Below are 25,982 nucleotides of genomic sequence, written 5' to 3' on the forward strand. Positions count from 1 at the left end.
GCATGTCCGGGTGTTCCGCGCTTGATACTACTGTGCATTGCACACTACTCTGCTTGGCGTGGACACCACCCAGCTGCTGAAGGGGGTGCTCGACCTCGCCGTCCTGGCGGTACTGCGGGACGAGGACGGCTACGGGTACGACATCCTCCGGAGACTGCGCTCGGCCGGCCTCGACGACGTCGGCGACGCCTCGGTCTACGGCACCCTCCGCCGGCTCTTCCAGGCCGGCGCGCTCACCACCTACGTGGTCCCGAGCGAGTCGGGACCGCACCGCAAGTACTACGCGCTCAACGCCGCCGGCCGGGCCCAGCTCGACGCGTCCGGCAAGGTGTGGCGCGGCTTCGCGCAGACGATGAACGGCCTGGTCGGAGAGCAGACGGCATGAAGACGACGGTGGAGATCGACTACTACCTCGAGCGGGTCGCGGCGGCGCTGTCCGACCTGCCGCCCGACGTGCGCGACGACATCATGGAGGACCTGCCGGCCCACTTCGCCGAGGTCCTCGAGGAGCAGGGCGGCTCCCTCGTCGAGCGCCTCGGCCCGCCGGCCGACTACGCCGCCGAGTTGCGGGCCGCCGCCGGCCTGAGCGACCAGCGCCGCGGCTTCGTCCTGCCCCGGGTCGACCTGAGCCGGCTGCACCGGCTCGACGAGCGCGCGGGCAAGATCCTGGGCTACGAGAAGTCCACGGACTTCCTGCGGCTGCTGCGCCCGGCCTGGTGGATCGCCCGGGGCGTGGGCCTGGTCGCGCTGGTCTTCGCGCTGGACATCCTGCCGGCCGACCGCTTCGACGACCCGCTCGGCTGGGTGCTCGTGGCGGCCGCCGCGGTGCTCTCGATCCGCCTCGGCGTCACCGGCCGCCCCCACCTGCCGCGCCCGGTCCTCTGGGGCCTGGCCTTCCTGGCCGCGGTCGGCTTCCTGGGCATCGCCGTGCGGGGCGACACGGTCTACTCGCCGGGGGCCTACTACGACGTCTCCAACCCGTACACCTCCGTCACCGACGTCTACCCGATCGACCAGGACGGCAAGCCCCTGGAGGGCGTCACGCTGCTGGACCAGAACGGCAACCCGATCGTGCTGGGCGACCCCTGGCGCTGCGCGGCGAACGGCCAGGAGCCGCCGCAGACCCCGACCTATCCGATGTGCGTGCGGCCCTCCGTGCGGTCGCAGACCAGCGCGCCGCCCTCCCCGTCGGCGTCGGCTCAGCCGTCGCCCTCGGTCGCGCCGTCGGCGTCCGTCGCGCCATCGGCATCGGTCGCGCCGTCTGCGTCGGCGTCCGGCTAACGTTCGACGGGTGGGAGACGCCCTCGACCGGCTCGACGCCGAGATCACCGTGTGCCGCCGCTGCCCCCGCCTGGTGGCGTGGCGGGAGGAGGTCGCGGCGACCAAGCGGGCGGCATTCCGCGACGAGGAGTACTGGGGGCGCCCGGTGCCCGGCTTCGGCCCGCACCGGGCGCCCATCGCCATCCTCGGGCTGGCCCCGGCCGCCCACGGCGGCAACCGCACCGGCCGGATCTTCACCGGCGACCGCTCCGGTGACGTGCTCTTCGCCGCCCTGCACCGGGCCGGCCTGGCCAGCCAGCCGACCAGCACGTCCCGCGACGACGGTCTCACGCTGCGCGGCGTCCGGATCTTCTCCGCGGTGCGCTGCGCCCCGCCGGACAACAAGCCCACCCCGGTCGAGCGCGACAACTGCGCCCCCTTCCTGCACCGCGAGATGCGCGAGCTCGTCCCCGACCTGCGGGTCGTGGTGGCGCTCGGCGCGTTCGCGTGGGCCGCCTTCTGGCCCGCACTGCGGGCCGTCTACGGTGTAGCACCGGCGCGGAAGGTGCCTTTCGGTCACGGCACGTTGTGGCGGGCCGACGACGCCCCCGCGTTGCTCGGTTGTTACCACGTGAGCCAGCAGAACACCTTTACCGGTCGGCTCACGCCAGGAATGCTGGACGAGGTTTTCGCCCGGGCGAAGGAGCTCGCCGGGCTTTCGTAGAGCGACGGGATGCCAGTGAGGGCCACGGACCGCACCTTCAACCGCTGGTTGCCGGTGCTGGGCGTCGTGGCCGTGCTCGCCGTCGGGGCGGCCGCCGCCGCGATGTCCTCGCCCGAGATCACCAACGTGCCGATGCCCGACCAGAACACGCCCGGGCCGACGCCGACCAGCGCGCCGACGAGCCAGATCGACCTGTTCACCGAGCCGCCGCCCGCCGACGCCGGGGACTCCTTCGCGCTGCCGTCCTGGGTCACGTACGGCGCGGCTGCCCTCTGCGCCGTGCTGATCGCGGTCCTGGTCGGCACCCTGGTCTACTACCTGGTCCGCAACCGCGTCCCGAAGCAGAAGCCGCGGCTCTTCGTCGAGCCCGAGCAGCCCAAGCCCATGACCGCGGCCGCGGGCGAGGAGGTCATGGCCGCCGTCGAGGCCGGCCTGGTCGAGCTCACCGACACCGACGCCGACCCGCGCAAGGCGGTCATCGCGTGCTGGGTGCGCCTGGAGCGCGCCGCCGCGGCCGCCGGCACGCCCCGCCTGGTCGGCGACAGCCCGACCGAGCTGGTCACCCGCCTGCTCTCGGCCCACCAGGTGAGCCGCCCGACGCTGGAGGGGTTCGCCGACGTGTACCGCGAGGCCCGCTACGCCACCCACCCCGTCGGCGAGCGGTCGCGGCACGACGCGATCGCCGCCCTGCGCCAGATCCGCGCCGAGCTGTCCGGCGTCGGCCGGGCGATGCAGGGGGGTGTCCCCGGTGCCTCGTGAGGAACAGGTGGTCGGCCTCGACGAGCTGTTCGACACCGGGCGCTCGGCCCCGCGGCCCGACGCCCGACCGGCCCGCCGGCCGTCGCGGCCCTTCGACACCCGCTGGTGGATCCGCCGGCTCTTCATCGCCGTCGCCCTGACCTCGGTCGGGTGCGGGGTGCTGTACGTGGCCGGCTACTCCGTGTCGTACCCCCTCGTGCTCCTGTCGATCGTGGCCATCCAGGTCATGCGGGAGGCGCTCGCGCAGGTGCACGCCGACCTGCTGCCGCCCGCGGTGACCGGCGCCGGGCTGCGGCCGGTGCACCCGCCGAAGGAAGGCGCGGCGGCGCGCGACGACCGGCCGACCCGCCGCGAGCTGCGCGACGCCGTCCCCGCCGGCGACGGCATCCTGCTGGCCGTGGCCAAGTGGAACGACCGCCTCGTGTGGGGCGAGCGCGACCCCGGCCGGTTCGCCGCACTGGTCGTACCGCGCTTCACCGACCTCGTCGATGCCCGGCTGCGCGAGCGGCACGGCATCACCCTGGCCACGGCCCCCGAGCAGGCCCGCCAGCTGGTCGGCGAGGAGCTCTGGCAACTGCTGCATTACACGCCGTCCCGCGTGCCCAGCCCGCAGGACTTAGCATCGATCGTCGCAAAGGTGGAGGCGCTATGAAGACGCTCGCACCGGCCGAGGTGGGCCGGATCGCCAAGGTGGTCCTGGACCAGGTCGGCACGGTGGTCGTCGGCAAGCGCGACTCCCTCGAGCTGGTCCTGGCCGGCATCCTGGCCGGCGGCCACGTGCTGCTGGAGGACCTGCCGGGCCTGGGCAAGACGCTGACCGCGCGCTCGTTCGCCCAGGCGCTGGGCATCGGCTTCCGGCGGCTGCAGTTCACCCCGGACCTGCTGCCGGCCGACGTCACCGGGTCGTTCCTCTACGACCAGCGCAACCACGAGTTCACGTTCCGGGCCGGCCCGGTCTTCACCAACCTGCTGCTGGCCGACGAGATCAACCGCACGCCGCCGAAGACGCAGTCGGCGCTGCTGGAGGCGATGCAGGAGCGGCAGGTGTCCGTCGAGGGGGCGACCTACCGGCTGGACGCCCCGTTCCACGTGCTCGCCACGGCCAACCCGATCGAGTACGAGGGGACGTACCCGCTCCCGGAGGCCCAGCTCGACCGGTTCCTGCTGCGGGTGTCGTTCGGTTACCCGGAGGCCGACGAGGAGTGGGACGTGCTGCGCCGCCGGATGTCGCGCCGGCAGGAGGAGGCCAACCTCGAGCCGGTCGTCGACTCCGAGACCCTGCTGGCCATGCAGGGGGCGCTCGAGGACGTCATGGTGGAGGACTCCATCGGGCGGTACATCGTCTCGCTCACCGCGGCCACCCGGGTCCACCCGCACGTGCTGGTCGGCGCCTCGCCCCGCGGCTCGCTCGCGCTGCTGCTGCTGTCCCGGGCCTCGGCCGCGCTCAGCGGGCGCGACTATGTGGTGCCGGAGGACGTCAAGGCGGTCGCGGTCCCGGCGCTGGCCCACCGCATCTCGCTGCGGCCGGAGATGTGGCTCAAGCGCATCGACCCGCGTTCGGTGGTGGGCGAGGTGCTCGCCCAGACCCCGGCCCCGGCCAGCGGCGCGATGCCCACGTACGGCGGAAGGCGTGGCTGAGCGGGGCGCACCCCGATCCCACGCCCGGGCGTTCGAGCCGACCCGGGCGCTCGGCCGGGCCGTGCTGGTCGTCGGGGTGCTCGTCTTCGTCGCCGTGCTCATCGGGCGGTACGACCTCGTCGTGCTGGCCACGCCGTTCGCGATCGGCACCGCGATCTCGCTGGTCCGCCGGCCGCGCCGGGTGCCCGTGGTCGAGGTCACCGCGGCCGAGCCGTTCCTCGTCGAGGGCAACGACCTCGGCGTCACCGTCAACCTGGGCAACCCCAACCCGACCGGCTTCGACCTGGTCGTGGTGCGCGCGGTGGTGCCGCGGTGGGTCCGCCTGCGCCACACCGACCGCCCCTACGCGGTCAACGTCGAGGCCGGCACCCTCGCCGGCGTCGACCTGGAGGGCCGGATCCTGCGCTGGGGCCGGCACCCGCTCGGGCCGGTGACCGCGCACGCGATCGCCGCCGACGGGCTGCTCATCAGCCGGCCCGTGCAGACGCCGCCGCTGCCGCTCAAGGCCTACCCGGCGACCGAGCACTTCGACGCGGCCGAGGCGATGCCCCGCGCGGCCGGGCACGTCGGCGGGCACCGCTCCCGGCGCACCGGCGAGGGCGGCGAACTGGCCGGGGTGCGCCGCTTCGGCCCGGGCGACCGGCTGCGGCGCATCGACTGGCGGGTCTCGCTGCGCTCCCGCGAGATCCACGTGGTGAGCACGCTGTCCGACCGCGACGCCGAGGTCGTCGTGCTGCTCGACGCGCTGCACGAGGCCGGGCGCTCCGGCGGCATCGACGGGCGGGCCTCGGTGCTCGACATCACCGTGCGGGCCGCGGCCGGCATCGCCGAGCACTACCTGCACCGGGGCGACCGGGTGGCGCTGCTGCAGTACGGCGGCACCGTGCGCCACCTGCGCGCGGCGAGCGGCCGGCGGCACTACATGACGGCCCTGGAGTTCCTGCTGGATGTGGCGCCCGGCGAGCACGACGACGAGCCCCCGCCGTCGTCGTTCGGCCCGCACATGGTCCAGGCCAACGCGCTGGTGATGGTGCTCACGCCGCTGCTGGACGTGCGGTCGGCGGCCATGCTGGCCAACCTGGCCCGCGCCGGGCGGTTCGTGGTGGCGGTGGACACCCTCGCGGATCCGGTACTGCGGGTGCGCGCCACGGGCAAGTGGGGCGACGTCGCGCAGCGGATGTGGCGGCTGGAGCGCGAGGCGATCATCGGCCAGCTGCGCGAGCACGGGGTGCCCGTGGTGGCCTGGGGCGGCGCGGGCAGCCTCGACGAGGTGCTGCAGGGCGTGGCCCGGGTGGCGGTGGGCCGGACGGTGACCACGTAAATGTTCGAGGAACTGCAGGAATACTTCTTCGGCCGCATCGGCCACGCCCGCGACCTGGTCGAGCGCGCCTCGGCCGGCCCCCTGCTGGTGCGGGCCGGCGTGGCCGTGTTCGCCGTGCTCAGCATGGTGCTCGCCTTCCCCTCCGACGTCCTGCACAACGTCGCCGCCATCGGCATCGCCGGGGTGGTCGCGCTGCTGCCGGCCGCCTTCCCGCGCACCCGGATGGTCGGCCTGGCCGTGTTCGCCTGCGTCTTCGGCTGGCTGATCGGCACGCTGATCTACGGCGAGCCGGTCGCCGTGGTCCGGCTGGTGGCGCTGTCCACGACGCTGTACCTCATGCACTCCCTCGCCGCCCTGGCCGCGGTGCTGCCGTACGACGCCGTGCTCTCCCCGGGCGTGCTGGTCGGCTGGCTGCTGCGGGCCGGTGGCATCGTCGCGGCCAGCGCGGTCGTGAGCGTGGCGCTCCTGCTGGTGGTCAAGCTGGCCATCGGGCCTGTGTTCCTCGTCGCATCGCTGGTCGGCGTCGTGGCGGCCGGCGCGTTGGCCTATCTGATAGCCCGCCGCGCCTGAGCGTTGGCCCGGATGTTCCCGGCCGTTTATCGACGGGCGTCGGTGGCTGTGGCGGCCGTTACAGCCCTGGTAACGCTCATTACATGTCCCCCGCCTGACTGATCAGGCGGGGTTCGCGTGGCTAGCGTTGGTGTCGTGGCTGCGAAGCGAATCCTGATCGTCGGTGCCGGGCACGTCGGGCTCTATGCCGCCCTGCGCCTGTCCAAGAAGCTCAACCTGCACGAGGCTGAGGTCACCGTGGTCGACCCCCAGCCGCACATGACCTACCAGCCGTTCCTGCCCGAGTCGGCGGCCGGCAACATCTCGCCCCGGCACAGCGTGGTCCCGCTGCGCCGCGAGCTCAAGCGGTGCCACGTGCTGTCCGGCACGGTGACGAGCATCGAGCACGCCCGCAAGGTGGCCATCGTCCAGCCGATCATCGGACCGGCCCGCGAGGTGCCGTACGACCACATCGTGGTGGCCCCCGGCTCGGTCTCGCGCACGCTGCCGATCCCGGGCCTGCGCGAGCAGGCGGTCGGCTTCAAGACCATCGGCGAGGCGGTGTTCCTGCGCAACAGCGTGCTGGACCGGCTCGACGTCGCGGCGACCACGACCGACCCGGCCACCCGCCGGCGGGCGCTGGCCTTCGTCTTCGTCGGCGGCGGCTACGCCGGCGTCGAAGCGCTCGCCGAGATGGAGGACATGGTCAAGGGCGCGCTGCGGTACTACCCGGAGATCCCGAAGGACGAGGTCCGCTTCATGCTGGTCGAGGCGGCCAACCGGATCCTGCCCGAGGTCGGTCCCGAGATGGGCGCCTACACCGCGGTCCAGCTGACCCGGCGCGGCATCGACATCCGGCTCGGCACGCGGCTCGACTCGTGCGTCGACGGCCTGGTCAAGCTCTCCGACGGCGAAGCCTTCGAGGCCGACACCATCGTGTGGACCGCAGGCGTCAAGCCGCACCCGATGCTGCAGGACACCGACCTGCCGCTCAGCCCGCGCGGCGCCATCACCTGCAAGCCGACGCTGCAGGTGGTCGACGCCGAGGGCAACGTCGTCGAGGGGGCCTGGAGCGCCGGCGACTGCGCCGCGGTGCCGGACCTCACCTCGCCCGACCCCGCCGCCCTGTGCTCGCCCAGCGCCCAGCACGCGGTGCGCCAGGCCTCGCAGCTGGCCGACAACATCGCCGCCGTGGTGCGCGGGCGCAAGCCGGTCGACTACCGGCACAAGCACGTCGGCTCGGTGGCCGGCCTCGGGCTCTACAAGGGCGCGGCGCGGGTCTACGGGATCAAGGTGCGGGGCCTTCCGGCGTGGTTCATGCACCGGACGTACCACCTGAGCCGCATCCCCACCCTGAACCGCAAGATCCGGGTGCTCGTCGACTGGACCCTCCAGCTGGTGCTGCGCCGCGAGGTCGTCGCGCTCGGCTCGCTGCACGAGCCGCGCGAGGCGTTCACCGAGGTCGCGGTGCCGATCCCGCTGCCCGTCCGTTCGCCGGACGCGCTGGGGCGCAAGGCCGCCTAACCTCTGGCCCGCCACACCCATACGTCGGCGACGCGTTCGCCGGGCCCCAGCAGGGCGTCGAGGGTGCTCTTCAGCGCCTCGGCGCCCGGCTGGCCGTCGGCGAGCACGAAGCAGGAGGCGTGCCAGTAGGCGATGTCCCGGCGCAGGGCCACCCGGTCGGCGTCGGTGAGCGGGGGCGGGTCGCCGTCGTTCACCGCGCGGCGCAGCAGCAGGGCGGTCGGCCGCGGGTAGATGCCCACGGCGGCGCGGCCGTCGCTGCCGTACGGCCCGATGAAGCGGCCCTGCGGCGTGGCGAACGCGACGCCGGTGGCCGCCGCCCAGCGCAGCGCCTGCGGCTCCTGGGCGTCCGGCAGCGGCACGGGCACGATCGTGCCGTCGCGGGGGGCGAAGCCGTGCCAGTACCCCTCGGCGAAAAACCTCGGCACCGGCGGGCGCGACGCCGTCGGCAGCGGCAGCGGCGCCAGCGGCACGAGCGCGGCCACCACGGCCACCGGCACCAGCAGCCCGAGCGTCTCGGTCTGGGTCAGCGCCGCGTGCACCGCCTGCGCCAGCACGAAGGCCAGCAGGGGGATCGCCGCGAGCGCGAAGCGGGTCGGCAGCACCCGATCGACCACCGGCAGGCCGTCCAGCAGCGCGTAGGGCCCGACCCGCGGCCCGAGCGACAGCGCGAGCAGCACCGCCGACGCCACCGTGCACGCGAGCACCGCCGGGCGCCGCCACATCCACACGGTCGCGCCGAGCGCCACGATGAGCACGGGGGCGCCGAAGAAGGCGGTGTACTCCGACGGCCCGCTCGCCAGCGAGGCCGCGCCGTCGCCACCGGCCAGCGACAGCGGCGAGATGGCGGCGAAGCTGCGCACGTCGGCGGAGTAGAACTCGGGCCGGAACGCCCCTCCGCGGGCGGCCTGGGCCCCGAAGAACTGCACCCACAGCGGATAGGCCAGCAGCGCCCCCGCGACGGCGGCGGCGATCCCGAGCCCCGGCAGCGCCTCCCGCGCCCTTGCCAGGCTCCTCGGGCGGGCGGTGGCCGCGTAGGCGAGGCCGAAGAGCACCAGCGTGAACGCGGCGAGGAACAGCACCTCCTCGCCGAGGAAGAACTGCCCGGCCACGAGCGCGCCGAGCAGCACCCCCTTGCGCGGGTTCAGGCGCGTCGCGCACCACACGATCGGAGGGACCAGCCAGGCCGCCGTCATGTGCAGGTGCCCGTTGGACTCGCTCACCATGCCGGGCGCGAAGCCGCAGAAGGCGCCGCCGACGAGGGCGGCCAGGCGGTGCAGGCCGGCGCCGCGGGCCAGCAGCAGGTACCACCCGGTGGCGTTGGCGGTCAGGTTGCACCCGGCCACCACGGCGAAGGTGACCGGCGCGCCCAGCGCCAGCGTCAAGGGCGCGAAGAGGATGCCGACGCCGATGAGCGAGGCGTTGCCGAGCAGGTTCACTCCGTCGGGCGCGTTCAGCGCACCGGTCACGAAGGCGAAGTCACCGCGGTACGCTCGGGTCGCATAGGCGAGGAACCACTCGCTCAGCGCCTGGTCGGCGGGATTGCCGGTGAGCGCCCGAGCCGCCGGCGACGGCCACAGCCCACGGGTCACCAGGGCCCCGGCCAGGGCAAACAGCAAACCCGCGGCGACGTCTATAGTCCATGTGCGCGGTGAGCGCATCGGCGAACCGGTTGATGTTGGATGCTCAACTGGCGCAGTCCCGGCCTCGTCGGTCTGCGGGGCGCTGGTCACCCGGATGACAGTACGGGCCATCCCCTTGTCGGTGTTGATGGTTCGTCGGACGGGCTACCGTGAGACGCGTTTCTACGCCCGGGTGGTGGAACGGCAGACACGGCCGCCTTAAAAGCGGCTGCCGCGAGGCGTGCGGGTTCGAACCCCGCCCCGGGCACGCGTTTTGTGGGCTTTTTTCATCAAACCGTCACGTCTCACTGTATGGTGGCCGTTTCCGGCGCGCCCGTTCGCGGTACCCTGGTCGTACACGTGAATGAGAAGCCCCTGGAGGCCGATCGTGCAGAGTTCCAACCCGGTGCTCACCCGCCTTGGCGAGGCGGCGCGGGCTTCCCGGTATGAGACCGGGTATGCGCCCGGCTATCCGGGCGCCCCCGTCCAGCCCCGCACCATGACCATGGACGACGTCGTCGTCCGCACCATCGCGCTGCTCGCGATCACCGGCGTCGTCGGCGCCGGCGCGTGGGTGCTCCTGCCGGCCAGCAGCCCGGTCACCTACTTCGCCGCGATCATGGCGAGCATCGCCGGCCTGGTCCTCGGCCTGGTCGTCTCCTTCCGGCGGATCACCAGCCCGGCCGTCATCATCCCCTACGCCGCGCTGCAGGGCATCGCGCTCGGCATCATCAGCCGGGCCTTCGAGCACTGGTACTCCGGCATCGTCATCCAGGCCGTGATCGGCACGTTCGGCATCTTCGCCGTCATGGCCGTGCTCTACAAGCTGAAGGTGCTGCGGGCCACGCCCCGGTTCACGAAGATGGTCATCGGCGCCCTGATCGGCGTCGTGGTCCTCAGCTTCGCCAACTGGCTGTTCTACCTGTTCGGGCTCAACATGGGCCTGCGTGACTACGGCACCAGCGGCTCCGTGGGCATGGTCCCGATCATCTTCAGCATCGTGATCATCGTGGTCGGCGCGCTGACCTTCATCCTCGACTTCGACGCGATCGAGCAGGGCATGCGCTACGGGCTGCCGGAGAAGTACGCCTGGTACTGCGCCTTCGGCATCCTGGTCGGCCTGATCTTCCTGTACTACGAGATCCTGCGCCTGCTGAGCTACCTGCGACGCTGATGTCCGACGAAGATCAGCTGGGCGCCGCCGTGCGCAAGCTGGTCGGTCAGGTCTCACACTGGACGCCGCCCCGATGGGCGGCGTTCAGCCTGTCTGGGGCCACTCGGGCCGACCTCATGCACGATCTCATTCAGTGGATGGCGGATCGCTGCGCCGAGGCCGAGGGGCGCCCCGCGCTCCCCGTGCCCCGGCTCGACAACGACCTCGCCCTGCCCGATCAGCTCACCGTGGTCGCGGCCGACCTGCGGCGGTTCGCCCCGCCCGCGGCCCGGGCCGACGCCGTGGCCCGGATCAACGCGCTGCGGGGCGCCTTCACGTGAGGTGGGCGAGCAGGTCCTGACGGGTGAGCACGCCCGCGGGCTTGCCGTCCACCAGCACCACCGCCGCGTCCGCCTTCTCCAGCAGCGCGACGGCCTCGCTCACCGGCTGGCCGCCGCCGATCATCGGCAGCGGCGCCGACATGTGGCGCTCGACCATGTCGTGCAGGTGGGCGTGGCCGGAGAAGAGCGCGTCGAGCAGGTCGCGCTCGGCGATCGAGCCGGCCACCTCGCCGGTGACGACCGGCGGCTCGGCCTTGAGGACGGGCAGCTGGGAGACGCCGTACTCGCGCATGTAGTCGATCGCGTCGCGGACCGTCTCGTTGGGGTGCACGTGCACCATGCCCGGCATCCGGCCGTCCTTGCCGACCAGCACGTCGGCCACCGTCGGGGTCTGCTCCGCGGTGCGCAGGAAGCCGTAGCGGGCCATCCAGTCGTCGTTGAAGATCTTGGAGAGGTACCCCCGGCCGCCGTCCGGCAGCAGGACCACCACGACGTCGTCGGGGCCGGCGTCGCGCGCCACCTTCAGCGCGGCGGCCACGGCCATGCCGCAGGAGCCGCCGACGAGCAGCCCCTCCTCGCGGGCCAGGCGCCGCGTGAGGTCGAAGGAGTCCTTGTCGGAGACCTCGACGATCTCGTCGCAGATGGTGCGGTCGTAGGTGGTGGGCCAGAAGTCCTCGCCGACGCCCTCGACGAGGTAGGGCCGGCCGGTGCCGCCGGAGTAGACCGAGCCCTCGGGGTCGGCCCCGACGATGCTCACCCTGCCCTCGGAGGCCTCCTTGAGGTACTTGCCGGCGCCCGAGATGGTCCCGCCGGTGCCGACGCCCGCCACGAAGTGGGTCACCCGGCCCTCGGTCTGCTCCCAGACCTCCGGCCCCGTCGTCTCGTAGTGGGAGCGCGGGTTGGCCGGGTTGGCGTACTGGTCGGGCTTCCAGGCGCCGGGGATCTCGCGGGCCAGGCGGTCGGAGACGTTGTAGTAGGACCGCGGGTCCTCGGGGGCGACGGCGGTCGGGCAGACGACGACCTCCGCACCGTAGGCGCGCAGCACGTTCTGCTTGTCCTCGCTGACCTTGTCGGGGCAGACGAAGACGCAGCGGTACCCCTTGAGCTGCGCCACCAGCGCCAGCCCGACCCCGGTGTTGCCGGAGGTGGGCTCGACGATCGTGCCGCCCTCCCGCAGCAGGCCGGCCTTCTCGGCCTCCTCGACCATCCGCAGGGCGATGCGGTCCTTCACACTGCCGCCCGGGTTCAGGTATTCGACCTTGGCAAGGACGGTGGCGGAGATGCCGGTCGTGACGTTGCGGAGTCGGACGAGGGGCGTGTTGCCCACCAACTCGACGACGTTGTCGTAGTAGCGCACGCAGCCAAGCCTAACGGGCGTTGGGTTTCTATCGGATCACGTGCCCCGGGATGACGTTGTCGCGCATCTTCTCCCACTCCAGGAAGCGCTCCAGCTCGTCCATGAGGGCGCCGGCGAAGTACCCGGCCACCGCGAGGTCGTCGACCAGGCCGAAGACCAGCAGGAAGGCCTCGGGGACGGCGTCGATGGGGGAGATGATGTAGACGCCGGCGGCGGCGAGCATGGCCAGCCGGGCCCCACCGTCGTACTCCCGCTTCATCGTCGCCTTGATCATTCTTGGCAGCGCGGCCAGCCGCTTGCCGATGCCGGGCGTGTCCGCCTTGAACACCCGTAGCAGCGCCGTCAGTGCCATCCGCCGTCGCAGCGCACTCTCCGCCATGATGACCGCCCTCTCTGTCTTGGCTACGAATGTAACGTCGCCGGTCACGGGGCGCCGAGGTAAAAATGACGACATGGATCTCGATGCGGCACGGGCCGTGATCGCCGAGCAGCACCAGGCCGTGCTGGCCACCCGCCGGGCCGACGGCGGGGTGCAGATGTCGCCGGTGCTGGCCGTCGTCGACGCCGAGGGACGGGTCCTGGTCAGCAGCCGCGTCCCCGCCTACAAGGTGCGCAACCTGCGGCGCGACCCGTGGGCCGCGCTGTGCGTGCTCCCCGACGGCTTCTACGGCCGCTGGGTCCAGGTCGAGGGCGAGGCGACGATCATCGACCCGCCCGAGAGCGTGGAAGGTTTGGTCGACTACTACCGGCGGGCAACCGGAGGAGATCACCCCGACTGGGAGGACTACCGGGCGGCGATGGTGCGGGACCAGCGGGTGCTGATCCGCATCTCGCTCCACAAGGCCGGCCCCGATCGGTCGGGATGAGGACGATCGGGATGCGGACGGATAACGGCAAACGTCCGCAGAGTGGGGGTTAGCCTCGGGTTCGCGAGGACCTTGGGAGCCAAGGGTTCGCGAGGACCTTGGGAGCCAAGGGTTCGCGAGGACCTTGGGAGCCAAGGGTTCGCGAGGACCTACGGCAGGGGAAAGGGCACAGCGGTGGTGATTTTGCAGTCGGAGCGGGCACGGCGGATAGCCGCGGCGGCGGTGGTCGGCGGTGGGGGCGTCGCCGGCGCGGGAGCGTTGTTCTACGGACTGGTCCTCGGCCAGGCCCTCCTGGCCCGCAAGACGATCCCCACGGTGGTCGGCCCGCCGCCCCGCGCGGACGGCGTCTACGGCGCGCACTTCCCCGGCGAGCTCGTCCGCCTGGTCGTGCTGGGCGACTCCTCGGCCGCCGGCTACGGCGCCGAGCGCCCGAGCGAGACCTTCGCCGCCTCCGTCGCGGCGGGCCTGGCCGAGCAGCTGCGGCGCCCGGTGCGGATGCGCTGCCTGGCCGTCGTCGGCGCCGAGTCGAAGGGCCTGGCCCCGCAGGTGGAGGTGGCCCTGCGCCAGCAGCCCGACATCGCCGTCATCTGCATCGGCGGCAACGACGTGACCCACCGGGTGAGCGTCCAGACCGCCGTGGGCCACCTGGTGTCCGCGGTGCGGGCGTTGCGCGCGGCGGGCGTCGAGGTGGTCGTCGGCACTTGCCCCGACCTGGGCACCATCCGCCCGATCCAGCCGCCGCTGCGCTGGCTGGCCCGGCGCTGGAGCCGGCAGATGGCGACCGCCCAGACGATCGCGGTGGTCGAGGCCGGCGGGCGCACGGTGTCGCTCGGCGACCTGCTGGGCGAGCTGTTCTACGCCGAGCCCGACCGCATGTTCAGCTTCGACCGGTTCCACCCCTCCGGCGCCGGCTACCTCGCCGCCGCCCAGGCGATACTTCCGACCGCCGTCGCCGCGCTCACCGAGCCGGCCCCGGCCCCCGCGGCCGGCGTGCCGCTGCGGGCGGGCGAGGGCGTGCGCTCCCTGCCGCAGGCCGCCGTCGAGGCCGCCCAGAGCCCCGGCACCGAGGTCAGCGCGGCCCAGGTGGCCGGGCGCGACCGCGGGCCGGCGGGCCGCTGGGCCCAGCTGCGCCGCCGGGTGTGGCACCGGCTGCCCCAGCCGGCCGACCGCACCCCGGACCGGGCGGCGGAGGCGGCCTGATGTGTCCGCCTGCTCTCGTGCGCCGCTGGCTGCTCCAGCTCGGTCGGGCTCCGGACCGGGCGGCGGAGGTGGCCTGATGTGTCCGCCTGCTCTCGTGCGCCGCTGGCTGCTCCAGCTCGGTCGGGCTCCGGACCGGGCGGCGGAGGCGCCCTGATGCGCCGCCCGCCCTCGTGGTCTCGGCATGGTGTGCCGTGATGTGGTTCTCGACCAGAAGCCGTGGACACCTTCGCCCGTTAGTCTCGGCTTTGGTCCGGTTCTACCCCTGAGCCAAGACACCCGGAACGGAGGTGACGGCGTGAGCATCGTCAAGCGCCTCGCCAAGGTGGCCACCGTGACCGTCATCGCCGGCACCGTCGGCGGGGCCGCGGTGCTGGCCGCCCAGGCGGTCGCCGCCCGCACGCGAAACTACGCCAAGCCCGACATGCGCCTGGCCATGCGCTCGTCCATCGGCGCGGCCGGCAAGCCCCCGATGCGCCTGGTCCTGCTCGGCGACGCGACGGCCCTCGGGGTCGGCGTCGACCGGGTGGCCGACACGGTCGGCGGCCAGCTCGCCGCCCTGCTCGCGGAGGGCTCCGCGGGCCGGCGGGTCGAGCTGTCCAGCGTCGCCGTGGCCGGCTCCCGCTCCGCCGACCTCGCCACCCAGGTCGCCCGCGCGCTGGTCGGCCCGGTGCCCGACGTGGCCCTGGTGCTGGTCGGCACCAACGACGTGACCCACCTCGGACGGGCCGCCGAGGCCGCCGAGCACCTGGGCGCGGCCTGCCGCCGGCTGCACGACGCCGGCATCCCGGTGGTTGTCGGCACCTGCCCCGACTTCGGCGCGCTGCGGGCCTTCGCCCCGCCCCTGCGCCAGCTGCTCGGCCTGCGCAGCCGGCGGGTGGCCCGCCAGCAGGCCGCGGCGGCGGGTGCGGCCGGCGCGGTGGTGGTCGACCTGGGCGCCCGCACCGGCGCGGTGTTCCGGGCGGACGAGGGCACGCTGTGCCACGACGGGTTCCACCCCTCCGCCGACGGGTACCGCGTCTGGGCCCACGCCCTGCTCCCCGCCGTCGAGGAGGCCGCCGCCCTGCGCCGCGGGGTGTGATCGCCCAGCGCGGTGTGACATTCTGCTCCCGCCGTCGAGCAGGCTGCCGCCCTGCGCCGCGGGGTGTGACCGCCCGGCGCGGTGTGACATTCTGCTGGTGTGACCGCCCGGCGTGGTGTGCCATTCTGCTCCCGCCGTCGAGGAGGCTGCCGCCCTGCGCTGCGGGGTGTGACCGCCCGGCGCGGTGTGACATTTCTGCACTCGTTGTGACAACTCTTGTCGCCGTGCGCGGAGTGGGGCGCGGTTACCTCCCGGTAGCATTTAGATCATGCCGGAAGCTGTCATCGTTGCCACCGCCCGGTCCCCGATCGGCCGTGCCGTCAAGGGATCGCTGCGCGACCTCCGCCCCGACGATCTCGCCGCCACCATCGTCCGCGCCGCGCTGGACAAGGTGCCGCAGCTGGACCCCCGGGAGATCGAAGACCTCTACCTGGGTTGCGGCCTGCCCGGCGGCGAGCAGGGCTTCAACATGGCCCGCGTGGTGAGCACGCTGCTGGGCTTCGACCACCTGCCGGGCGCCACCACCACCCGCTACTGCGCCTCGTCGCTGCAGACCACCCGCATGGCCTTCCACGCCATCAAGGCCGGCGAGGGTGACGTCTTCATCTCGGCCGGCGTCGAGTGCGTCTCCCGCTACGCCCGCGGCAACTCCGACACCCTGCCCCCCGACGCCCAGGCCCTGGTCGGCGGCCCGTGGCAGAACCCGGCCTTCGCCGGCGCCTACGCCCGCACCACGAAGCGCTCCGAGGGCGGCGCCGAGGCCTGGCGCGACCCGCGCGAGGACGGCGAGCTCCCGGACATCTACATCGCCATGGGCCAGACCGCCGAGAACCTGGCCGAGGTCGAGGGCGTGACCCGCCAGGACATGGACGAGTTCGGCGTACGGTCCCAGAACCTCGCCGAGGAGGCCATCCGCAACGGCTTCTGGGCCCGCGAGATCACCCCGGTGACGACCCCGACCGGCGAGGTCGTCTCGGCCGACGACGGCCCCCGCCCGGGCGTGACCTACGAGGCCGTGGCCGGTCTGAAGCCGGTCTTCCGCCCCGACGGCCGGGTGACCGCCGGCAACTGCTGCCCGCTGAACGACGGCGCCGCCGCGGTGGTCGTCATGAGCGACACCAAGGCCCGCGAGCTGGGCATCACCCCGCTGGCCCGGATCGTCTCCACGGGCGTGACCGCCATGTCGCCGGAGATCATGGGCATCGGCCCGGTGGAGGCCAGCCGCAGCGCATTGAGGCGCGCCGGCATGACCATCGACGACGTGGACCTGGTCGAGATCAACGAGGCTTTCGCCGCGCAGGTCATCCCGTCGTACCGCAACCTGGGCATCCCCCTGGACAAGCTCAACGTGAACGGCGGCGCCATCGCGGTCGGCCACCCCTTCGGCATGACCGGCGCGCGCATCACCGGCACCCTGATCAACTCCCTGAACTGGCACGACAAGTCCATCGGTCTCGAGACGATGTGCGTGGGCGGTGGCCAGGGCATGGCGATGATCCTGGAGCGCCTCTCCTGACGTCCGGGCGTGGCGCCTCGCCCGAGGGAGGCGCCACGCCGGTCCAAAGCTGGCCGGTCCGAGGCGGGCCGGTCCAGACGGTCGGCTTGGAGCCGGTCGGTGCGAGGTCGGTCAGTCCGTGAACGGGACGGGCTGGCCGGTCCGAAGCCGGCCCAGTCCCAAGCTGGCCCAGTCCCAAGCTGGCCCAGTCCCAAGCTGGCCCAGTCCCAAGCTGGCCCAGTCCCAAGCTGGCCTGGTCCGAGGCTGGCCTGGTCCGAAGCTGGCCCAGTCCCAGAGCTGGCCGGTCCGTGAACCGGACGGGCTGGCCGGTCCCGAGCTGGCTGGTCCCGAAGCCGGCCTGGTCTCAAGCTGGCCCGGTCCGGAGCTGGCGGTCCGTGAACCGGACGGGACGGCAGGAACCCGCCGCAGCCGCAAAAAACGACATGTCGGGCGCCCCACGTCATGACTTATCGGATATATGCCCTGTCAGGGGATAAATCCGATAAGTCGTGGCGCGGAGCGCCCGACTTATCGAAAATGCCCGACTCGCCGAAAGAGGACCGCCGTCACTCCAAGGGCGCCGGGATCGCCACCACATCGACGAGCGCGCCCTTGCGCAGCACCGTGATGGCCAGCCGCGCCCCGATCGCCGGCCCCAGCATCAGCCGCAGGACGTCCTGCACGCCCGTGATGGGCCGGCCACCCGCGGCCAGCATCACGTCCCCCACGTAGAGGCCCGCCTGCCCCGCCGGGCTCTCCGGCACCACCTCGGCCAGCCGCAGACCCTTCGACTGGCCCAGGCGGGCGGCCAGGGGCTGGGGGAGGGGTACCGTCGCGCCGGCCACGCCCAGCCAGGCCCGCCGCACCCGGCCCGTGGACATGAGCTCCGACATGATGAGCCGGGTCGTGCCGTTGATCGGGACGGCCAGCCCCAGCCCGATGCCGGCGACCGCGGTGTTGATCCCGACGACCCGGGACGCCGAGTCGGCCAGCGCGCCGCCGGAGTTGCCGGGGTTGAGCGCCGCGTCGGTCTGGATGACGTCGTCGATCAGGCGGGAGTGGCGGCCGTCGCGGACCGGCAAGGAGCGGCCCAGGGCGCTGACCACGCCGGCGGTGACCGAGCCGGCCAGGCCCAGGGGGTTGCCCACGGCCACGACCAGCTGGCCGATGCGCAGGTCGTCGGCGTTGCCCAGGGTCGCGGGCGGGACGCCGGGCTCGCGGATGCGCAGCACGGCCAGGTCGGCCAGGGGGTCGGCGCCGACCACGTCGAAGCGGGTCTGGGTGCCGTCGGTGAACTCGGCGACGCCGCCGTCGGCGTCGGCGCCGGCCACCACGTGGGCGGAGGTCAGGACGAAGCCGTCCTGGGTGTAGACGACGGCCGAGCCGGCGCCCTCGCCGCGGCGGCTGCGCACGGTCAGGCTGGCCACGCTCGGCAGCAGGGTGGCCGCCACGGTGGAGACGACCCGGCTGTACGCGTCGAGCGCGTCGGTTTCAGGGTCCATGTCCAGCGCAACGCGCATCAAAAACCGGCAATGCCCAGGCCGGTTACGCCGATAGCGATACCGCCGGGAGGTCGAACCACCGCAGGGCCTCGAAGTTGGCCGAGACGACGCCGGAGGGCTCCTCGCCGACCGGCAGCGAGTCACACAATTCCCGGGCGTACCGCAAATATCCCGCCAAGTCCGATTCAGGGGCTCGCTCATGGCGGGCCGGCCAGGTCAGCGCGCCCTCCGGGGAGTACGTCACCGAGGACAGGCGCAGCGGCGGCTCGACCACGCCGTCGCGGTGCTTCCACAGGCCCGTGTACGGGTCGAAGCGGTACTGCGGCAGCAGCGCCCAGCCGTGCGTTGCCACCAGGTGTACCGCGTCGACGATGTAGCGGAAGACCGTCTCCGAGATGAAGTAGTTGAAGCTGACCCGCACCCACCCGGGCTTGATCCCCTCGCAGCCCGCGATGATCTCCTGCTCGAAGCGGTGCGAGCGCTCGATGTCGATGCCGAGGAGCCGGTGGCCGTAGGGCCCGGCGCACGAGCAGCCGCCCCGCGCCTGGATGCCGAACAGGTCGTTGAGCAGCGACACGACGAAGTTGTGGTGGAGGTACCGTCCCCCGGGCTTCTTGATGACGAACGACACGATCGACAGCCGCTCGGCGTCGAGGTTGCCTAGGACCTCGATGTTGGGGTTGGTCTTCCACGACGAGATCGTCTCGCGCAGGAAGCGCTCCTCGAGGGCGCGGATGGTCGCCGTGCCGACCGCCTGCTTGAGCTGGAACACCAGGCCGGCGCGGATCGACTCGACGATCGCCGGGGTGCCGCCCTCCTCGCGGTGCGCGGGGTCGGCGATGTAGTGGTGGTCCGTCGGGTTGACGTAGTCCACGGTGCCGCCGCCGGGCACGGTCGGCACCCGGTTGGTGAGCACCTCGCGGCGCACCACGAGCACGCCGGGGGTGCCCGGCCCGCCGACGAACTTGTGCGGGGAGATGAAGACCGCGTCCTTGTACTGCCCGGGGCCTGGCCCGTACATCGCCACATCGACGTACGGCGCGGCCGCCGCGAAGTCCCAGAACGACAGCGCGCCGTGCTCGTGCAGCAGCGCCGAGATCGCGTGCGTGTCGCTGACGATCCCGGTCACGTTGGAGGCCGCCGAGAACGATCCGATCTTCAGCGGCCGGTCGGCGTGGCGCGCGAGCTCGGCGCGCAGCCGGTCGAGGTCGATGTGGCCGTTGTGGTCCTCGGGGATCACGACCACGTCGGCGATGGACTCGCGCCACGGCAACTCGTTGGAGTGATGCTCGAAGGGGCCGATGAACACGACCGGGCGATCGGCCGGCGGGATGTGCGCCGAGAGGTCGTAGCGGTCCTCGAGCGCGGCCGGCACCCGCAGGCCGAGGATGTGCACCATTTTGTCGATGGCGGCCGTGGAGCCGGAGCCCGTGAAGATCACGACGGTGTCGGCGTCGCCGCCCACCGCGTCGTTGATGATCTGCCGCGCGTCCTCGCGCAGGCGCGTGGTCTGCAGGCCGGTGCCCGACGATTCCGTGTGGGTGTTGGCGTACCGCGGGAGCACCTCCTCCCGCACGAACCGCTCGATGAAGTCCAGCGCCCGGCCCGAGGCGGTGTAGTCGGCGTAGGTGACCCGGCGAGCGCCGAAAGGCCCCCACATGACCTGGTCGTCGCCGATCACGCCGGCGCGGATGCGCGGTAAGAGGGGGCTCTCCATCCCGCCATTATCACCGGGCGCCACGCCGTCCTCTTTCGTGTGGTGGCCCGGATGTCGCACTGCTTGTCCGCTCCCTCCCTGGGCCCGACTGTTTAACGTTTCGTCCGGAGGTGCTCAGGAAGCCTCATGGAGACTGGGGGTAGGGAAGTTGGTCAGTGTTGACCAGTCCGAGCCAACAGACGTCGTCGATCGACTCTTGTGGCGGGACGCCACGCAGATCCTGAGTCGGCACAGTGAGTCCGACGAGGACGGCCTGTGCCTGTGGTGCGGGCGGGAGTGGCCGTGCGCGCCGCACCGCCTGGCCGAGAACGCCGCCGAGGCGTCGCGCCGGCCGTGGAACGAGGCCTGGACGGCGCGCCACGACCTGTACAGCCTGCGGACCATGCCCGACTGGCGCATCGACCTGGGCCGGTCCGCCACCCGCGGCGGCTGGCACCGCGCGGGCGGCAACCGAGGAACCTTCCTCTGACACGATCGTTGATCCAAGCGGAGACTTCGGCGCGCCCCGCCAGTGCAACGCAGTCCCGCGACACATAAGACCCGCCCGGACGCGGTTGCCGGCATGCCTCCGCCGGCTCCGAACGCCTCCGGCCAGGCGTCCCCCCAGGGATCGGGCGGGTCTTACCGGCAGGCGAGGGCACACGTCGTGGTTCCCCCGCATACATCGCGATAGGTGCCCTCGCCTGCCAAAACCCCTGCGCCAGGCCAGCAAAACCCCTGCATATCTCCACTTTTGAACGGCCCGGGAGCCCTGCTCCCGGGCCGTTTCGTCATACCGCGCCCCCGATCGGCAGCGGTTCGCGCAACCCATGGCATTTGGCCGTATTACCCAATTTGCTCCGGAAAGTCCACGACAGCCATACATTGCTAGGAGATGGCGCGTCGGCACTCACTGCTGGCGCCTCGCAACGGAGGGTTTCGCAATGATCGACGTATGCAAATCGCGCGACCGCCGGGCCGGGCCCAGACGCGGCCTGCTCGGTTCGGCCTCGGCGCTGGCGATGGTGGGCGTGTCGCTCGCCGTTGCCCAGCCAGCCTTTGCGACGGGTGGGGCCATCACCGGCATGACCATCACGTCGGACCCGACGGTCACGACCTCCCCCACGCAGTCCGGCCGCCGCCTCGACGTCACGGTCAACCCGACCGCCGCCGACGGCACGCCGGCCACGATGGGCTTCGACCACTTCCACATCGCGGCGGTCTCCGGCTCGGCGACCATCGCGGTCTGCGACACGGTCAACGGTCAGCCGAACACGTGTGTGCTGACCCCGCTGGTGGCCGGCACGGCGTACAAGATCGTCGCCCAGGCGATCAAGTCCGACAACAGCGTGGCCCTGACCCAGAACCTCGACCCGGGGGCCACCACGACCCCGAAGCTGTCGCCCCCGACGGGCGTGACGGCCGAGGCCACGGGCACCAGCGGCGACGTCAAGGTGTCGTGGACGCCGGACCCCAACGTCGGTGGCTCGACCGTCGCCCGCTACACGGCGTCGGCGTTCCTGGGTAGCTCGACCGCCCAGGCCACGTGCCAGACGACGGACGGCACCACGAACAACTGCACCATCCACGGCCTGGTCAACGGCGCCGCGTACAACTTCGGCGTGGTGGCCAACGGCTCGACCGCAGCCGCGGACTCGGAGGCCACGGACGCGTCCGGCGTGTCGGCCATCCCGGGCGTCGGCTCGGGCGCGCCGACCGACGCGCTCGCCACGGTCGACGTGGGCAGCGGTGACGGGATCGTGACGTGGACGCCGCCGGCCGACACGACCGGCGTCACCTACGTCACGTCGATCTCGCCGATCACGGGCCTCCCGCCGAACGAGGAGACCTGCACCTCGGGCGGCACGGCGCCCATCGCGCTCTGCTCCAACCTGGTGTCGGGCACGAACTACACCATCTCGGTCAAGGCGCTCAAGAACGGTGTCCTGTCGGCCGCCGCGACGGCTGCGGTCCGGCCGACGACCATCGTTCCGGACGACCCGGCGACCGTGACGGCCACGGCCGGCGACGCCCAGGTCACCGCGACCTGGACCGCGCCGGCGGCGGACAACGGCGTGACCGTCAAGGGCTACCGGGCGATCGCCGTGCTGCACGCGGCGCCCACCGTCCCGGTGGCCGCCTGCAACACCACGACCGCGCTGACCTGTGACATCAAGGGCCTGACCAACGGCTCGCTGTACGACGTCAGCGTGGTGTCCTACGGCTCGACCGGCACGCAGTCCAGCGCGCTCGGCCTCGCGGCCGCGAGCTCCGTCACGCCGGCGGTCCAGCCCAAGCCGGGTGCGCCGACGGTGACCACCCCGGCGCAGAGTGACATCACGTCGACCACGGCCGCGATCTCGTGGACCCCGGCCGGCGCGGTCAACGGTGCCGCCGTGCAGTACTACACGGCGACCGCGGCCCCGAAGGCCTCCGGGTCGGCCGCGAACACCGGCTCGGCGGACGCCAGCAACCCGAGCTGCACCGCCGTTGCGCCGAACACCAGCTGCACCATCTCCGGCCTGCTGCCGGGGACGCAGTACACGGTGACGGTCGTCGCCTACGCGAGTGCCACCTCGTACAGCACGGCCGGCACGATCACCCTGACCACGCCGGGCTCGTCCGTTCCGGGCGGAGGCGGAATGAGCGGCCCGATCGTGACCAACCGCAACGGGCTGTCCCAGATGTTCGCCCGCGGTGGCGACAGCAACCTCTGGACGAACGTGCGGGACGCCAACGGTAACTGGGGTCAGTGGACCAGCCTCGGCGGTCTCATCGGCAGCGAGCCGGTGGCGGTGCTCAACGGCACCGGTGCGTCGGCCCGCCTCCAGGTGTTCGTGCTCGGCTTCGCCGACCACGCCGTCTGGTACAAGCTGCAGAACGCCAACGACAGCGGCTTCGGCCCCTGGACGCAGGTCGACGGCAGCCGGTGGATCTCCAAGATCGAGCTGACGAAGAACAAGGCCGGCACGGTCCAGGTCTTCGGCCGCGGCGCGGACGGCAACCTGTACTACACGGTGCAGACGTCGGCCACCGACCCGTCGGCGTGGCAGAACTGGGTCAGCCTCGGCGGCCTCATCGCCAGCGACCCGGTCGTGGCGCAGTGGGACGACGGCACCCTCGAGGTGTTCGTCGTCGGCGCCGGCGACGGCCAGATCTGGCACCGTTGGCAGGCCCGGGCGGGCGACAACACCAGCTGGGCCTGGTGGACGCACGTCGCGCCGTCGGCCGCGCAGAACGTCGGCCTGTGACAGCCTGACTGTCCACTGACGACTGTCCAATAGGGACGCCCCGGGCGGGGAACCGCCCGGGGCGTTTCGTTTGTCGCGGGGTTCCCGATTTTGAGGAACTTTCAGTAACCTCGCTGCTACTTTGAGTGACGAAATGGGAGCTGCGTGCCCCTATCGATCACTCCCTGAATCCGTGGTTACCGTCTGGAGGAGACCACAAGTGCACGTCAAGACATCAAGCCCCGGTCGGCGGTTGGCGCTTCGCGCCGGCGCCGTGCTGGCGCTCGTGGCCGGCAGTCTGGTCGCCACGGCAACCTCGGCGTTCGCCGCTTCGAACCCGGTCACCCTGAGCCCCACGCACGGCCCGAGCGGTGGCGGCTACCCGGTGGTGCTGACCGAGACCGTCGCCACCTACGCCGCTACCACCGGCCCTTACACGGTCCAGTTCAACGTTGCTGGCACCTGCCCGACCAGCATCGGCACCGCGACGGCCCTCTCCGGCTCGGGCACGGTCAGCACGGGTATCGCGGAGGTCACCAACGTCGCGAAGCCCGCCGGCGCGACGCTGTCGGTCACCACCCCGGCCAGCCTGGTGCTGCCCTCCGGCACCACGAGCGGCACCTTCTCCGTCTGCGTGTACGACACCGCCGCCTCGAACGCCCTGGTCGCCAACGCGGACGCGGCCTTCACCCTCAACCCGGACGCCACGCCGAGCCAGACCACCGGTGGTACCGGTGGCAACTACGCGATCGGCATCAGCTCGACCAGCGCGCCGTTCACCATGTCGAACCCGCAGGTCCAGTTCCAGGCCAAGGTCACCGGCGGCCCCGCCGCGTGCGCCACGACCGCGCAGGGTGCCTCGGCGCCCAGCGGCAACGGGTCGGGCGCCCTGACCGGCGGCGTCATCGCCGTGCCGGCGGCCAACATCACGGTCAACGCGACGAACAAGCTGACCGTCATGGTGCCGCCCACGCTGGTCCAGCCCACGACGCCGTCGCTGGTGTTCACCGGTGACTACTTCATCTGCGTCTACAACGCGGCCGGCTCGACGCTGATCGCGGAGAACGCCGCGGCGTTCACCGTCAGCGGCAACACCGTGCTCAGCCAGACCTCGGGTTCGAGCGCGGGCGGCAACACGGTCACCCTGTCGGCGCCCTCGGGCACGATCTTCGCGACCGGCACGCAGAACGTCCGGCTCACCACCGTGGCGTGCCCGTCCACCCTGACCGCGGCCGACGCCTCGTCCGGCGTCGTCACGCCGACCTCGACCCGGTACGTCTCGGCGAACAAGGTCGCCTTCACGCTGCCGACGACCGGCCTGCCGACGTCGAACACGACGTACAACGTCTGCGCCTACAACGCGGCCGGCAGCACGCTCATCGCGACGGCCTACGGGCAGTACACCATCGGCCAGGTCCCGACCGTCAGCACCGTGTCGCCGGCCACCGGCCCGGCCCAGGGCGGCTCGACGATCACCGTCTCCGGCGCCAACTTCCCGGTCAGCGGCATGACCGCCACGCTCGGCGGCACCGCGCTGACCGCCATCACGGTCGGCGGCACCATCTCCGGCGGCGTCGGCACCCAGTTCACCGCGACCGTGCCGGCCCACGCGCCGGGCGGCCCATTCGCGCTGGCCGTGACCACGACCGGTGGCACGGTGACCATCAACAGCGTGTTCACCTTCACCAACGGCATCACGGTCACCCCGAAGACCGCGCCCAACAGCGGGGTCGGCCCGACCGGCCTCGACATCCAGGGCGTCGGCTTCGCCGACCTCAACTTCGGCACCACCTACAGCACCAACAGCTCCAGCGCCCACGTCTACCTGGTCAAGGGCGTCTACAACGGCGGCACCACGGCGACCGCCACGGCCGTCAAGCCCAACCCGCAGACCAGCGAGTGCGTCGACGTGCTCGTGATCGGCGACACCGAGCTGCTGTGCAACCTGTACCTGGGCGGCAACCTGAACGCGGCGCCGACCCCGACCACGCGCACGCTGTCCAGCTGCGCCAGCTACCCGTCGGCCGTGGCCACCGCGCCGCTGCCGACCCCGGCCGCGTCGACCTTCATCGGCCCCGCGACCAGCACCGCGACCACCTGCACCTTCACGCAGGCGGACGTGGGCAACACGATCACCGCCGGCGTCAGCGGTGCCGCCATCCCGGCCAACGCCACCGTCATCACGGCGGTCTCCAACGGCGTGGCGACCCTGTCGAAGGCCTCCGCGGCGGCGATCACCTCGGCGACCACGCCGATCACCACCTCGACGCAGCGCGTCATGACCGACGGCGTGACCACCACCGGCGCGAGCACGCTCGGCGCGGGCACGGCGGCGAACTCGGCCACGTTCTTCACCACGGCCGACGTGAACAAGGTCGTGACGGGCCCGGGCATCCCGGCCGGCACGTACATCGTGAGCGTCAGCAGCGGTGTCGCGACGCTCTCGAACCCGGCCACCGCCACCACCTCGGGCACCGGCGTGAGCGGCTTCGCGATCTTCAACCCGACGCCGGTGCCGAACGGCACCTACACGGTGACGATCGTGAGCAGCGGCGCCCCGGGCGCGCAGCTGCAGTCGACCTACTACCAGACCATCATCTCGAGCGGTTCCACCTTCACCGTCTCCGACTACATGCACTAGTCGCCGGACGCAAGACGGGGGGCCGGGGG

23 protein-coding genes and 1 tRNA gene are annotated in these 25,982 nt (G+C 72.3%); 19 read left to right on the top strand and 5 right to left on the bottom strand.

All coding sequences use genetic code 11. The features are described from left to right. Positions 1-58 precede the first annotated feature (58 nt). The 9 genes from ABD352_RS52245 (at position 59) to ABD352_RS52285 (ending at position 7,775) form a co-directional block, all read left to right on the top strand. Complete coding sequence (locus tag ABD352_RS52245; RefSeq protein ID WP_344620146.1) at positions 59-385, top strand: PadR family transcriptional regulator; 327 nt, start codon at positions 59-61, stop codon at positions 383-385. Continuing rightward, positions 382-1,281 (top strand): DUF1700 domain-containing protein, encoded by a 900-nt coding sequence (locus ABD352_RS52250; RefSeq protein ID WP_344620147.1) that lies wholly within the window; start codon positions 382-384, stop codon positions 1,279-1,281. The genes ABD352_RS52245 and ABD352_RS52250 overlap by 4 nt, the downstream gene beginning before the upstream one ends. Further along, positions 1,262-1,984 carry a uracil-DNA glycosylase gene (locus tag ABD352_RS52255; protein WP_425553974.1) on the top strand — a complete coding sequence of 241 codons (723 nt, stop codon included), beginning with the start codon at positions 1,262-1,264 and terminating at the stop codon, positions 1,982-1,984. Before ABD352_RS52250 ends, ABD352_RS52255 begins: the two co-directional genes overlap by 20 nt. Before the next feature lie 9 nt (positions 1,985-1,993). Then, a complete protein-coding gene (locus ABD352_RS52260; RefSeq protein WP_344620149.1) occupies positions 1,994-2,743 on the top strand; it encodes a DUF4129 domain-containing protein in 750 nt (249 codons plus the stop codon). Further along, positions 2,733-3,395 (top strand): hypothetical protein, encoded by a 663-nt coding sequence (locus tag ABD352_RS52265; RefSeq protein WP_344620150.1) that lies wholly within the window; start codon positions 2,733-2,735, stop codon positions 3,393-3,395. Before ABD352_RS52260 ends, ABD352_RS52265 begins: the two co-directional genes overlap by 11 nt. After that, positions 3,392-4,381: an AAA family ATPase gene (locus ABD352_RS52270; protein WP_344620151.1), complete on the top strand. Its 990-nt coding sequence runs from the start codon at positions 3,392-3,394 to the stop codon at positions 4,379-4,381. Before ABD352_RS52265 ends, ABD352_RS52270 begins: the two co-directional genes overlap by 4 nt. Then, complete coding sequence (locus ABD352_RS52275) at positions 4,374-5,702, top strand: DUF58 domain-containing protein (RefSeq protein WP_344620152.1); 1,329 nt, start codon at positions 4,374-4,376, stop codon at positions 5,700-5,702. Before ABD352_RS52270 ends, ABD352_RS52275 begins: the two co-directional genes overlap by 8 nt. Beyond that, the gene (locus ABD352_RS52280) at positions 5,703-6,272 is read left to right on the top strand and encodes a hypothetical protein (protein ID WP_344620153.1); all 570 of its coding nucleotides are present in this window, start codon (positions 5,703-5,705) and stop codon (positions 6,270-6,272) included. A gap of 135 nt (positions 6,273-6,407) precedes the next feature. Continuing rightward, positions 6,408-7,775: an NAD(P)/FAD-dependent oxidoreductase gene (locus tag ABD352_RS52285; protein ID WP_344620154.1), complete on the top strand. Its 1,368-nt coding sequence runs from the start codon at positions 6,408-6,410 to the stop codon at positions 7,773-7,775. On the opposite strand, the gene ABD352_RS52290 is transcribed toward ABD352_RS52285, so the two are convergent. Next, a complete protein-coding gene (locus tag ABD352_RS52290) occupies positions 7,772-9,364 on the bottom strand; it encodes a hypothetical protein (RefSeq protein ID WP_344620155.1) in 1,593 nt (530 codons plus the stop codon). The genes ABD352_RS52285 and ABD352_RS52290 overlap by 4 nt on opposite strands. Before the next feature lie 217 nt (positions 9,365-9,581). Here ABD352_RS52290 and ABD352_RS52295 point away from each other — a divergent pair. The 3 genes from ABD352_RS52295 (at position 9,582) to ABD352_RS52305 (ending at position 10,888) form a co-directional block, all read left to right on the top strand. Continuing rightward, positions 9,582-9,662, top strand: a tRNA-Leu gene (locus ABD352_RS52295). A gap of 120 nt (positions 9,663-9,782) precedes the next feature. Further along, positions 9,783-10,568 (top strand): Bax inhibitor-1/YccA family protein, encoded by a 786-nt coding sequence (locus ABD352_RS52300; RefSeq protein ID WP_344620156.1) that lies wholly within the window; start codon positions 9,783-9,785, stop codon positions 10,566-10,568. After that, positions 10,568-10,888: a hypothetical protein gene (locus ABD352_RS52305; RefSeq protein ID WP_344620157.1), complete on the top strand. Its 321-nt coding sequence runs from the start codon at positions 10,568-10,570 to the stop codon at positions 10,886-10,888. Before ABD352_RS52300 ends, ABD352_RS52305 begins: the two co-directional genes overlap by 1 nt. Here the strand turns inward: ABD352_RS52305 and ABD352_RS52310 are convergent. After that, on the bottom strand, positions 10,881-12,245 hold the full coding sequence (locus tag ABD352_RS52310) for a cystathionine beta-synthase (protein WP_344620158.1): 1,365 nt from the start codon (positions 12,243-12,245) through the stop codon (positions 10,881-10,883). The two genes, ABD352_RS52305 and ABD352_RS52310, sit on opposite strands and share 8 nt — an antisense overlap. A gap of 28 nt (positions 12,246-12,273) precedes the next feature. After that, entirely contained in the window at positions 12,274-12,624 is a 351-nt protein-coding gene (locus ABD352_RS52315) for a YkvA family protein (RefSeq protein WP_344620159.1), read from the bottom strand. 73 nt (positions 12,625-12,697) lie between these two features. Here ABD352_RS52315 and ABD352_RS52320 point away from each other — a divergent pair, with 73 nt between their 5' ends. The 4 genes from ABD352_RS52320 to ABD352_RS52335 all read left to right on the top strand — a co-directional run bounded on the left by ABD352_RS52320 (position 12,698) and on the right by ABD352_RS52335 (position 16,905). After that, positions 12,698-13,111, top strand: coding sequence for a PPOX class F420-dependent oxidoreductase (locus ABD352_RS52320; RefSeq protein WP_344620160.1), 414 nt, complete (start codon positions 12,698-12,700; stop codon positions 13,109-13,111). 174 nt (positions 13,112-13,285) lie between these two features. Continuing rightward, positions 13,286-14,311 carry an SGNH/GDSL hydrolase family protein gene (locus ABD352_RS52325; RefSeq protein WP_344620161.1) on the top strand — a complete coding sequence of 342 codons (1,026 nt, stop codon included), beginning with the start codon at positions 13,286-13,288 and terminating at the stop codon, positions 14,309-14,311. 295 nt (positions 14,312-14,606) lie between these two features. Further along, positions 14,607-15,389, top strand: a complete 783-nt coding sequence (locus ABD352_RS52330) for an SGNH/GDSL hydrolase family protein (RefSeq protein WP_344620162.1) — start codon at positions 14,607-14,609, stop codon at positions 15,387-15,389. Positions 15,390-15,657: 268 nt separating this feature from the next. Further along, on the top strand, positions 15,658-16,905 hold the full coding sequence (locus ABD352_RS52335; RefSeq protein WP_344620163.1) for an acetyl-CoA C-acetyltransferase: 1,248 nt from the start codon (positions 15,658-15,660) through the stop codon (positions 16,903-16,905). A gap of 545 nt (positions 16,906-17,450) precedes the next feature. Here the strand turns inward: ABD352_RS52335 and ABD352_RS52340 are convergent. Continuing rightward, a complete protein-coding gene (locus ABD352_RS52340) occupies positions 17,451-18,386 on the bottom strand; it encodes a S1C family serine protease (protein WP_344620164.1) in 936 nt (311 codons plus the stop codon). A 43-nt stretch (positions 18,387-18,429) separates the two neighbouring features. After that, positions 18,430-20,103 (bottom strand): aminotransferase class V-fold PLP-dependent enzyme, encoded by a 1,674-nt coding sequence (locus ABD352_RS52345; RefSeq protein ID WP_344620165.1) that lies wholly within the window; start codon positions 20,101-20,103, stop codon positions 18,430-18,432. Positions 20,104-20,299: 196 nt separating this feature from the next. Between ABD352_RS52345 and ABD352_RS52350 the strand changes: the two genes are divergently transcribed. The 3 genes from ABD352_RS52350 (at position 20,300) to ABD352_RS52360 (ending at position 25,953) form a co-directional block, all read left to right on the top strand. Beyond that, positions 20,300-20,572 (top strand): hypothetical protein, encoded by a 273-nt coding sequence (locus ABD352_RS52350; protein ID WP_344620166.1) that lies wholly within the window; start codon positions 20,300-20,302, stop codon positions 20,570-20,572. A gap of 595 nt (positions 20,573-21,167) precedes the next feature. Then, entirely contained in the window at positions 21,168-23,333 is a 2,166-nt protein-coding gene (locus ABD352_RS52355; protein ID WP_344620167.1) for a fibronectin type III domain-containing protein, read from the top strand. 232 nt (positions 23,334-23,565) lie between these two features. Next, on the top strand, positions 23,566-25,953 hold the full coding sequence (locus tag ABD352_RS52360) for a beta strand repeat-containing protein (RefSeq protein WP_344620168.1): 2,388 nt from the start codon (positions 23,566-23,568) through the stop codon (positions 25,951-25,953). Positions 25,954-25,982: the final 29 nt, after the last annotated feature.

This window comes from Dactylosporangium salmoneum, from assembly GCF_039532525.1.
In the GTDB taxonomy this organism is placed as follows: domain Bacteria; phylum Actinomycetota; class Actinomycetes; order Mycobacteriales; family Micromonosporaceae; genus Dactylosporangium; species Dactylosporangium salmoneum.

What these genes read in the sequence shown, in the direction of transcription:
- ABD352_RS52250 (WP_344620147.1), top strand. Translation starts at nt 382, where the DNA reads ATGAAGACGACGGTGGAGATCGACTACTACCTCGAGCGGGTCGCGGCG.
- ABD352_RS52260 (WP_344620149.1), top strand. Translation starts at nt 1,994, where the DNA reads ATGCCAGTGAGGGCCACGGACCGCACCTTCAACCGCTGGTTGCCGGTG.
- ABD352_RS52270 (WP_344620151.1), top strand. Translation starts at nt 3,392, where the DNA reads ATGAAGACGCTCGCACCGGCCGAGGTGGGCCGGATCGCCAAGGTGGTC.
- ABD352_RS52280 (WP_344620153.1), top strand. Translation starts at nt 5,703, where the DNA reads ATGTTCGAGGAACTGCAGGAATACTTCTTCGGCCGCATCGGCCACGCC.
- ABD352_RS52305 (WP_344620157.1), top strand. Translation starts at nt 10,568, where the DNA reads ATGTCCGACGAAGATCAGCTGGGCGCCGCCGTGCGCAAGCTGGTCGGT.
- ABD352_RS52315 (WP_344620159.1), bottom strand. Translation starts at nt 12,624, where the DNA reads ATGGCGGAGAGTGCGCTGCGACGGCGGATGGCACTGACGGCGCTGCTA.
- ABD352_RS52320 (WP_344620160.1), top strand. Translation starts at nt 12,698, where the DNA reads ATGGATCTCGATGCGGCACGGGCCGTGATCGCCGAGCAGCACCAGGCC.
- ABD352_RS52335 (WP_344620163.1), top strand. Translation starts at nt 15,658, where the DNA reads ATGCCGGAAGCTGTCATCGTTGCCACCGCCCGGTCCCCGATCGGCCGT.
- ABD352_RS52340 (WP_344620164.1), bottom strand. Translation starts at nt 18,386, where the DNA reads ATGGACCCTGAAACCGACGCGCTCGACGCGTACAGCCGGGTCGTCTCC.
- ABD352_RS52345 (WP_344620165.1), bottom strand. Translation starts at nt 20,103, where the DNA reads ATGGAGAGCCCCCTCTTACCGCGCATCCGCGCCGGCGTGATCGGCGAC.
- ABD352_RS52355 (WP_344620167.1), top strand. Translation starts at nt 21,168, where the DNA reads ATGACCATCACGTCGGACCCGACGGTCACGACCTCCCCCACGCAGTCC.